Source organism: Nocardia takedensis NBRC 100417, assembly GCF_000308695.1.
Lineage (GTDB): Bacteria > Actinomycetota > Actinomycetes > Mycobacteriales > Mycobacteriaceae > Nocardia > Nocardia takedensis.
The window spans coordinates 1-9,660 of sequence record NZ_BAGG01000223.1; the positions used below are offsets into that span (position 1 = coordinate 1).

8 protein-coding genes are annotated in these 9,660 nt (G+C 64.3%); 5 read left to right on the forward strand and 3 right to left on the reverse strand.

Annotation, left to right across the window (positions count from 1 at the left end; genetic code table 11):
* Positions 1-331 precede the first annotated feature (331 nt).
* Positions 332-874 carry an integrase core domain-containing protein gene (locus tag ON30_RS28395; RefSeq protein WP_157183887.1) on the forward strand — a complete coding sequence of 181 codons (543 nt, stop codon included), beginning with the start codon at positions 332-334 and terminating at the stop codon, positions 872-874.
* A gap of 288 nt (positions 875-1,162) precedes the next feature.
* On the opposite strand, the gene ON30_RS37945 is transcribed toward ON30_RS28395, so the two are convergent.
* The gene (locus ON30_RS37945) at positions 1,163-1,933 is read right to left on the reverse strand and encodes a TIGR02391 family protein (RefSeq protein WP_157183888.1); all 771 of its coding nucleotides are present in this window, start codon (positions 1,931-1,933) and stop codon (positions 1,163-1,165) included.
* 922 nt (positions 1,934-2,855) lie between these two features.
* Here ON30_RS37945 and ON30_RS41405 point away from each other — a divergent pair.
* Positions 2,856-3,098: a DUF6283 family protein gene (locus tag ON30_RS41405; RefSeq protein WP_051030082.1), complete on the forward strand. Its 243-nt coding sequence runs from the start codon at positions 2,856-2,858 to the stop codon at positions 3,096-3,098.
* Here ON30_RS41405 and ON30_RS28410 read toward each other — a convergent pair.
* Entirely contained in the window at positions 3,095-3,280 is a 186-nt protein-coding gene (locus ON30_RS28410) for a hypothetical protein (protein ID WP_040712206.1), read from the reverse strand. The genes ON30_RS41405 and ON30_RS28410 overlap by 4 nt on opposite strands.
* A 599-nt stretch (positions 3,281-3,879) precedes the next feature.
* On the opposite strand from ON30_RS28410, the gene ON30_RS36465 reads away from it, so the two are divergent.
* Positions 3,880-7,809, forward strand: coding sequence for a tetratricopeptide repeat protein (locus ON30_RS36465; protein WP_083911742.1), 3,930 nt, complete (start codon positions 3,880-3,882; stop codon positions 7,807-7,809).
* A 257-nt stretch (positions 7,810-8,066) separates the two neighbouring features.
* On the opposite strand, the gene ON30_RS28420 is transcribed toward ON30_RS36465, so the two are convergent.
* Entirely contained in the window at positions 8,067-8,459 is a 393-nt protein-coding gene (locus tag ON30_RS28420; RefSeq protein ID WP_083911743.1) for an RDD family protein, read from the reverse strand.
* 320 nt (positions 8,460-8,779) lie between these two features.
* Between ON30_RS28420 and ON30_RS28425 the strand changes: the two genes are divergently transcribed.
* Both ON30_RS28425 and ON30_RS28430 read left to right on the forward strand, forming a co-directional pair.
* Complete coding sequence (locus tag ON30_RS28425) at positions 8,780-9,091, forward strand: transposase (RefSeq protein ID WP_040712211.1); 312 nt, start codon at positions 8,780-8,782, stop codon at positions 9,089-9,091.
* Positions 9,092-9,201: 110 nt separating this feature from the next.
* Positions 9,202-9,513: an IS3 family transposase gene (locus ON30_RS28430; RefSeq protein ID WP_051030084.1), complete on the forward strand. Its 312-nt coding sequence runs from the start codon at positions 9,202-9,204 to the stop codon at positions 9,511-9,513.
* Positions 9,514-9,660: the final 147 nt, after the last annotated feature.

Genomic DNA, 9,660 nt, shown 5'->3' on the forward strand with positions numbered 1-9,660 from the left:
AGAATGGTGAGCCCAGCGGCCGGCCGCCGCGTCGTGGACATGCTCAAAGAAGTGATGGGTATGTCGGAAAGGTTCGCGTGCAGGGTCGTTGGGCTCAACCGGTCGACCTATCGTCGGCCTCCCGCCGCGCAGACCCCAGCGGATCCCGACGCTGCCCTGCGGGCGTGGCTACGCTCATACGCGGTCAAGCACCAGAACCGCGGGTTCCGGCGCGCCTGGGCGCGGCTGAGGTTCGACGAAGGCGCCAAGATGAACATCAAGAAGGGTTCACCGGCTGTGGCGGGAAGAAGGACTGCAGGTCCGCGAGCACCACCCGCGCAAGCGGGCCGGGGTGTCGTCGGCGGCGGCGATCGAGGCCGACGCGCCGAAGGTTCTGTGGGCGTTGGACTTCCAGTTCGACTCCACCGTCGATGGTCGGGCAGTGAAGATCGAGTCGATGATCGACGAACACACGCGGGAGTCGTTGCTGCACATCGTGGAACGGTCGATCACCGCCGACCGTCTGGTGGCCGAGTTGCGCAAGGCGTTCACCATCACCGGCGGCCCACCACGGGTGCAGCGGATGGACAACGGGCCGGAGATGATTTCCCACGCTTTACGACAGTTCTGCGTCGACCGGGTCGGGATCTCCTACATTCCGCCGGGCACACCCTGGAACAACGGGCACATCGAATCGTTCAACCGCAGGTTGCGGACCGAGTGCTTGAACCGCAACCACTGGAACACGCTGCTCGAGGCCCGCGTTGTGATCGGTGATTTCAAGGCCGATCACAACCTGCGGCACCGGCATTCGGCGCTGGGCTACCGGACACCGGCCGAGTACGCTGCGGCTTGCACCTGCACCCAACACCCGGTGGCCTGCAGGACGAACTGAACACGCAACGACACCACCCGGACCCAATTTCCGGGTGGCCTCATCATCGAGGACCGGTCAAGCCACCGTGGCCCCCGCCTGCAACTTCCACCACTCAAGGTCAGCGGTGGCGTAATCACCGACGGGTAATATCGCCATCGCGGCACGCGCGAACCCATTCGGTTCAACTGCTCACGGTCTCCGCCTCAGAACGGCCCGCAAGAACCAATCCGATCTATTCGCGGTTCTTAAGGAGTACGAGAAGTACATCTAGAGGTTGGCGTGAACACGCTCCGCCGCCGCTGCTGCCTATTGCAAGAACTGCACGGTCGCTTCATCCACCCAGCGCGCAAAAAGGCTCAGCGCAGCCAGGCGCTCCAGCGCCGTTTGCTCGTCGAGCTCGACTTCGTCGTTCGGCAGGTGTCCAACGGGATTGCGGATCGCACGGAAACACCCCGAGCCGAACTCCAGTACTCCAGCCTGCATCGACTTCGCCGTCTGTTCGTCGGCGATCGCGGTGAACCGCAGTCGCGGTTTCCCCGCCTCCGGAGCCTTGTCCGAGAACGCCTGCTTCACCAGGTCCGACTCTGATACATCGCGGCGCCCAATCTTGGTCTGCAATGCAGAGTTCACCGCTTTCGCCGCAGCGAGGACCGCTTCGTGACGATGTCCAGTCGACCATTGCACCTTCGCTGAATCCCAGATCAGGTGGTGAAGGGAGCTCGCCGTTATCCGTGGCGAGGGATCCGGCTCGCCGAGCCGGGCAAGCAGTTCATCACGATTGCCGAGGCGGCCCAAAAGCCGGCTCGCTGCGTTACGTTCGTTCGCCACGATGTCGTCGCCGTCGCCGGAGTTTTCGGATCGCCATTCCGGATAGAGACGATTCAAGATCGCCCGGATGGTCTCCGCGTATTGGAGTGCAGCGCTGACGCCGCAACCGGGCACCATCTTGCCGGTTCTGATGCTCCTTCTGACCGAACCACTCTGTTCCTCAAGCACCTCAGGAACACGGACAGTAGTGTCTACGAACTGCTGTAGTTCGGCACGCACCCATGCCACGTCGACGCCGTTCAGATCCACCGCAACATCATGGCTTACGCAGTGCCCGTCTGGCGATCAAAATGGGCAAGGAGGCACCGAACCTGGATCTGGGCGGTCCCCCCCAACCCGTGACGGTTCACACCGAGCACGGATCAGACCGTGGTATCCGAGCTGGCGTGCCGGGAATACGGGCGGGCGCGGACTCTGGGACTCGACACCGGCCTCGTGCACTGCCCACCACCCGGTGTACGGCCGCCCGGATCGCCGCCCCCGCTGTGTCGACTGCTCGACACCGCCGACATCGATCACAACCCGCCCGGACCACACCGCCCGGTGCACCGCCGCGTGCCCGTTCCCTGGATCACGCCCGTGGTCCTCGGCCCGGACAACCAACCCATGGTGTGGTGGCGGATGATCCACCGAGGCCGCCTGGCCGCCGCCCAACGCGACTGGCTGTGCCACCACCTCCACCACCCACTGCCCACACCTCACCCGAACACCCGGCCACACCGTGACCATCAGACGCGGACAAGAACAACGCAGCGGCGAGAACGCCCCCGAGATCGAACTGACCCAGGACTGGCAAATACCGACCGGACTCTACTGACCACACCACACCACACCAGCAAACCCTGCAACAGCCCCGGCGCGGTTCCGAAGGACGCGCCCTGCGCGCGTCACCCATCCCACTGGAGTCCGTGAAACACAGCGCCGACCCCGCCTACCGACGCCGCACAGCAGAGCAAGCGACGCGAGCCCCGCACCGCGTCGCGACCAGACACGCCCCTCGATTGCCCAGGCGACACTCGCCACCACCGTCCTGCGGCTCTCCCGAATGACCCGACCCGCGCGATAGGCTCCCGACACCCAACTCCCACAGCTCCTTCAGCCCACCGACAGGCCAGACGATGACCACCCACGACGGACACACCGAGCACATGGGTCCGCCCGCGCCACGTCCGTGCACCACTGCCCCTACCGACGCGACGTCCCCAGCGGAATCTGGGACCACACCGAATACCGGAAACTGCGCGCCTACGACAACGAGCTCCCCGACCAACCCGCCGCGCTGTTCCAAAGCCACCAACAAGACGCGGGCGATGACCGACGGCGTATGTGCGCCGGATGGGTCGGCTGCCACGGCCCAACGTTGTTGGCCCTGCGACTCGCACTCATCGATGACCCCATCACCCCCACGGCCTAATTCACCGGCACCGGTTCGCGTTCGGGGGCGTCGTCGCGATCGATATCGGCTTCCGCTTCCAAGCGCTCCATCCACTCGGAGTCCTCGGCCGTACCGTCGGGGACCAGGTACGGGTAGGCCATCCGCCAACCCCGCTCCGTGTCGGCGATGCGTTGTCGTTGGTCCGAATGATCGTGCGGCATGGCCTTTTCGACTAGATTGTTTGTGTTCACTGCCGCCTGTCCTGCTCAGGATGGTCACTACCGCTGGCAACATTCGTGGGATCGAGTGCGGGCCGGGTGGGATGCCGCGGCGGGGCATCGCGAGGTTCGGGAGGGTGTCGGGTGAGTGTGGTGTCGTGGTTGTGGGTGGTCGCGCCGTTGGCGGTAGCCGCTGCGGTGGGTACAGCGTTGTCGGTGGTGGTGAACTTGGCGACCGGTGGCGGGCCGTGGTGGTTGTGGTTGATCGTTGGTTTGTTGACCGTGGTCGGTTTCGCGACCTCGGTGTGGCAGTATCGCCGTCAATCGGCCAACCCTCCTGGTCCGCCGACTTCCCACGCGGTTGATGCCGGGGGTGGGCGGAGCGTCGCGGTCGGCGGTGAGGCACGTGGGCCGATCAGCACCGGCGACCGTGGAGTGGTTCCGCCGACGTCGCCGTCATCGTCCACTCCACCCCCGCGGAATGCAAATCCCACGTCCCCCCCGCCGGGTTCGGTAGCGGCCCGTGGTGACCGCTCGGTCGCGATCGGTGGAGACGCCCACGGCGAGATCGCCACCGGCGACCAGGCCTAACAGAGGACGAGATGACCAAGCGGGCACGGCGCGAGTATGAAGAGCCCGACACTCCCGAGCCCGGAGACCATGGTGCTCCAGGCGGGGGTGTGCAGGCTTCGGGTGAGCGTGCGGCCGCGGTCGGCAGAGACGCGTACCTGATCCAGACAGGCGACAACTCCCTGGCGGTGCAGTTGCCGTCGGAGGCGTTCCAACCGATCAGCGAGGTCGACGCGCCGCCCGGGATCGACAACCTGCCCGCCCGACCGGGTGAGTTCGTCGGCCGCGAAACCGAACTCGACGAACTCGACGCGGTACTGGCCGCCCCGGGTGATCAGGTCGTGGTGCAGGCCGTGCACGGGTTGGGCGGCATCGGCAAATCCGCGCTGGTCGCCCACTGGGCCGCGACCCGCCCCCACGGCCGCACCCCGATCCGGTGGATCGTCGCCGATACCGCCGACGACATCCGGCGAGGGCTGGCCGAACTCGCGACCGTTCTCCAACCGGCCCTCGCTAGGGTGCTCACTGTCGAGCAGCTGGCCGAACGCGGTCTGCAATGGCTGGCCACCCACACCGGATGGCTGCTCGTCCTCGACAACGTCGATAACCTCAGCGACATCGCCGAGATCCGCGCCCGCGCCTCGATCGGCCGCATCGTGATCACCAGTCGACGCTCCACCGGCTGGCCAACCGACACCACCGTTGTGCGGTTGGACGTGCTCGAACCCGAACAATCCGTGCAACTGCTTACCGGCATCCTTGACGCGACTGGTCCCCGCGATGGAGACGGCGCTGTCGAGCTGTGTGCTGAACTCGGACATCTGCCATTGGCCATCGAGCAAGCCGGGGCGTACCTGGTACAGAACGCGTTGATGACCCCCCGCGCTTATCTGCAGATGCTTACCGACTATCCCGCCGAGACATTCGGGCAAAGAGTGGTTGACGGCGACGATGAACGCACGATAGCGCGGATCTGGAAGGTAACCTTCGATAGCATCTCTGCTATCCAATCCACCGCGGGTGATCTGCTACGCGTCCTTGCCTGGTATGGCCCCGACGCCATCCCGTTCACGCTCTGCCGAGACCTCGCCGATCCACCGACTCTCAACACTGCTCTCGGCGTCCTCGCCGCCTACGGCATGATCACGATGGATCCGACGACGACGACCGTTTCGATCCACCGACTCGTGCAAGCCGTCGCGCGCACGCCCGGCCCGGATGATCCCCACCGAAGCGTCGCAGCCGTCGAAGAGGCCCGAACCCAGGCCGGCAAGCTTCTGTCCAGCGCACTGCCGGACCGCAATGACACAAGCACTTGGCACATTTGGCGCAAGCTGCTCCCGCACATCGACGCCTATCTCCACCACACCACCGCCGACACCCTCCAGACTGTCAGCATTCTCAGCGCCGCCGGGCTCTTCCTACTCACTCAGGGTCTACCCGTCCGCGCCATCGAGTACCTCCGGCGCGCCACTACGACCGTCGGCAGGCTGCTCGATCCTGATTCCCCCGAAACCCTTAGGGCGCAGCACAACCTCGCCAGTGCGCACCATGCCGCGGGTCAAATCGCCGAGGCGATCTCACTGTTCGAGCACACCCTCACCGAGCGACAACGTATCCTCGGGTCCGAGCATCCCGACACCCTCACCACCCAACACAACCTCGCCGGCACGTACAACGATGCGGGGCGGACAACCGAGGCGATCTCGCTGCTCGAGCAGACTCTTCGACTTCGCAAGCAGAACATTCGCGTCGATGACCCCGATATTCTGGTATCTCAACACAACCTCGCACAGATGTATCGGATGACCGACCGACTCGGGGAAGCTATCCCGCTGCTCGAAAGAACCCTTGCCGACAGCGGACGCCTTCTCAACCCTTCTCACCACCATGTTGCGCTTTTCCGCGGCAGCCTCGCTGATGCGTACGAGACGGCAGGGCGCCCGGCGGAGGCCATCCCCCTCCTCGAACAGATTCACACCGACCGCCAACAGTTCTTGGGCATTGAACACCCCGACACACGCGCCTCCCGAAGCAGACTCGCGGACGTATACAACACGGCGGGTCGACCAACCGAAGCGATCCCGTTACTTGAGCAGATCCACATCGACTCCCAACGACTTCTCGGACCGGATCACCCCGAGACCCTGACCGCTCGCAGCAACGTTGCCAGCGCGTACTACCTCGCGGGGGACCGAGCAGCGCAGGCAATCACACTGTTGGAGCAAACCGCCGCCGACCGCGAGCGGGTGCTTGGACCAGATCACTCTGACACGCTCACCTCCCGCTACTACCTCGCGGGTGTGTACCAGGAGACGGGCCGGATCACCGAAGCCATCGACCTGTACGAGAGGAACCTTGCCGATCGAGAACGGATTCTGGGCTCAGAACACCATGATACGTTGACCACTCGCAGTGCGCTCGCCGCTTGCTATCAGATTTCGGGCAAGTACGTACAGGCGATCCCCCTGCTAGAGCGAGTCCTCGACAACCGCGAGCAGATCCTCGGGCCCGACCATCACGACACCCTGGCGTCCCGGCACAACCTCGCTGATGCGTATCAGATGACGGGCCGATTGGCCGAAGCGATCCCGTTGTTCGAGCAGACTCTCACCCAGACCGTAGAAGTCCTCGGCCCCGACCACCCCGACACCCTCATCGTCCGCCACAACCTCGCCAGCACATACCAGCAGGCGGGCCGCCACGACAAAGCGATCCCCCTGCTCGAGTGGACACTCACCTACCGTGAACAGCACCTGGGACCTGATCACCCGGATACCGTCACCTCTCGCAGCAAACTCGTCGGCGCCTACCGGTCGACAGGTCAGATCGCGGAAACAGTCGCATTATTCGAGCGGAGCCTCGACGGATTCGAGCGAGTTTACGGACCTCGCCACCCCGACACCCTATCCGTTCGCCACAACCTCGCAGATGCGTATCAGATGACGGGTCGACTGGCCGAAGCGATCCCGCTGTTCGAGCAGACTCTCACCCAGACCGTACAAGTCCTCGGCCCCGACCACCCCAACACCCTCATCGTCCGCCACAACCTCGCCAGCACATACCAGGAAGCGGGCCGCCACGACAAAGCGATCCCTCTGCTCGAGCGAATCCTGACAGACAACGAGCGACTTCTGGGTTCAGATGCTCTCGACACCCTGACTTCTCGCCACAACCTCGCCAGCGTCTACGATTTGAATGGTCGGCCAGCCGAGGCGATCCCGTTGTTCGAGCAAACCCTGGCCGGCCGGGAGCGGGTTCTGGGTTCAGATCACCCTCACACCTTGACCACCCGCCACAACCTCGCCAGCGCCTACTACAACGCGGATCGGCTGCCGGAGGCCGTCATCCAGTTCGAGCGGGTGCTCGATGATTTCGAGCGGGTCCTCGGTCCGGATCACCCCGAGACCTCGACCTGCCGTTTCAACCTGGCTGGTGTGTATCAGGAGGCCGGCCGAACAGCGGACGCGATTCCTCTGCTGAGGCGAATCCTCACCGACAGCGAGCGGGTCCTGGGTTCAGATCACCCTGACACATCGACCTGTCGCCACGACCTCGCCAACGCCTACTGCGAAACGGGCCAGCTCACGGAGGCGATCGAACTGTTCGAGCGAATCCTCGACGACAGCGAGCAAACCCGCGGCCCTGAACACCCCACTTCGCTGATGTTCCGTATCGAGCTCGCCAACGCCTACCGGGCGGCTGACCGTACCACTGAGGCGATTCCGCTCATGGAGAAGGCGCTCGTCCACAGCGAACAACTCTTCGGTCTCGAACATCCGGATACCATCAGCACCCGCATCGATCTCACGTTTGCCTACCGGTCGCTGGGTAAAATCGCAGAGGCCATCCCCCTCATGGAACGGGTCCTCGCCGACCTGGAGGGCGTATTCGGACCAGATCATACAACCACGTCAAGCTTCCGTAGCAGTCTCGCGAATCTGCGAGAGCAACTGCCGTGAGGTTCGCTCCTCGATTTTTGTGCTGGCGGAGCATCCGCGCTGAAACGAACAAGTCGTCGCCAGCTGACTTGATCTGCTGGCGACGACTTCGCGACCAAACCGATAGGGGCTCGAAAGAATGCCTGTTGGTCCCAAGGTCGGGTGCCAGTGGACCAGAGAGTCGCATGTGTCCTGGGTGGTTGCAGGCGAGGCCGGTCAGCAGTGCATCGCCGTCGTGCTGGTCACCTCGATCTCGCGAGGAGGTACCCCACCATCCCTCACAGCCGTTTGACCATGTCCACGCGCCCGGGCAGCACCATGGGGAGGTCGGTCCTCCAATGGATGTTGCGGGGCGTGGCACGAACGACGCGAGTGCCGGTGATGAAGTCGTGCGCAGTCCGGCGAGCACCGATGGGGATAGCCGCGAGCAGCAAACTCGCCAGCAGCGAGAGCATCCCGCATACAGCGAGCACGTCGAGCGGCCGGTTCGTCGGATACGACCCCGACAACGACATGAAGAAGAACGGCACGAAGATGACCACCATCCGCACCGCGGCCTGGCGCACCTCCAGACTCAGCCGCGCCCACTGCCCAGACGGCACCACGGCCAAACCTACAAGTCCTTTGCCCAAGGTCCGTCCATCTTGCCGAACCAACAGAAAGACCTCCAACGGGACTGACCACCACTCCGTTCACCCCGACGGTCGCCGCCCGGGTTCGTGCGGGCACGGCAAACCCGGTGCGCGCCGCCACGCTGACCACCGCGCTATTCAGCGGTCTGGTGACCTGCGAACTCACCCCGCCTCATGCGGGTCGACCTCGACACCGCCACCGCCAGCACGATCCGGGGCAGTGAGATCACCGCGCTGCTCGCGGTACCCGACTGACGGGACCCTGAACCGTCACGGGTTGGGGGCCGCTTTGGGCTGTCTAGAGATTCTGTCCGCCGGGTTGTGAGATTTGTACCCGTGCAATGGAAGGATCTCCGCTCATGCCGATGATGTACTCGCCGCAGTTTCGTGAGCGTGCTGTCGCTCTGCTCCTGGAGGAAGGTCGGCGGGTCGCCGACGTGGCCCAGGATCTGGGAGTCACCGAGGGCTCGCTGTATCGATGGAAGCAGCAGGCTCTGATCGATCGCGGTGAGGCGCCGGGTACACCCACGGTCGAATCGGCGCTGTTGCGGGACGCACTGAGCCGGATCAAACAGCTCGAGGAAGAGTTGCGCGCCACACGGCTGGCCGCCGAGATCCTCCGCGACACCACGATCAGCCCAAAAGGCGGTTCCCGGTTGCCACGGCCTTGACCGGGCAAGGAATCAACATCCGCACCGCGTGCCGTGTACTCGGGATCTCTGAACGCGGCTACCGCCATCACCGTAACCGGCCACCCAGTCAGCGTCGGCTGTGTCACGACATGCTCGCCGAAGCCATCCGCGCTGTGCACGCCGCGTCACGCGGCTGCTACGGCGTACGTCGAATCCACGCCGAACTCACCATGGGAATGGGTATCGCGATCGGGTCCGGGCAGGTGCATTCGATCATGAAACGCGTTGGTCTACAGGGAATCGCAGGATCGAGGAAACGATATGTCAGCAAGCAGGACCGGGCCACGCATTCCGATCTGGTCAAGCGGAACTTCACCGCGGAGCGGGAGAACCAGCTGTGGTGCACCGACATCACCGAGCATCCGACCCCTTGGATTCCAGTAGTCGTCGCAACGGTTTGAACTACGAGACGTTCAGTAAAGCATTCAGTCTTTCCGTGGGTGTCTGCCAGGCGAGGCATTTGCAGGGTCGGTCGTTGAGTTCGTCGGCGACCGCTTGCAGCGCCGCGGGGGTGTGAAATCTGAGGTCGCTGCCGCGTGGGAAGTACT

Coding starts and splice junctions, on each gene's coding strand:
- ON30_RS36465 (WP_083911742.1), top strand. CDS start 3,880: ATGACCAAGCGGGCACGGCGCGAGTATGAAGAGCCCGACACTCCCGAG.
- ON30_RS28430 (WP_051030084.1), top strand. CDS start 9,202: ATGCTCGCCGAAGCCATCCGCGCTGTGCACGCCGCGTCACGCGGCTGC.
- ON30_RS28410 (WP_040712206.1), bottom strand. CDS start 3,280: ATGCCGCACGATCATTCGGACCAACGACAACGCATCGCCGACACGGAG.
- ON30_RS28425 (WP_040712211.1), top strand. CDS start 8,780: ATGCCGATGATGTACTCGCCGCAGTTTCGTGAGCGTGCTGTCGCTCTG.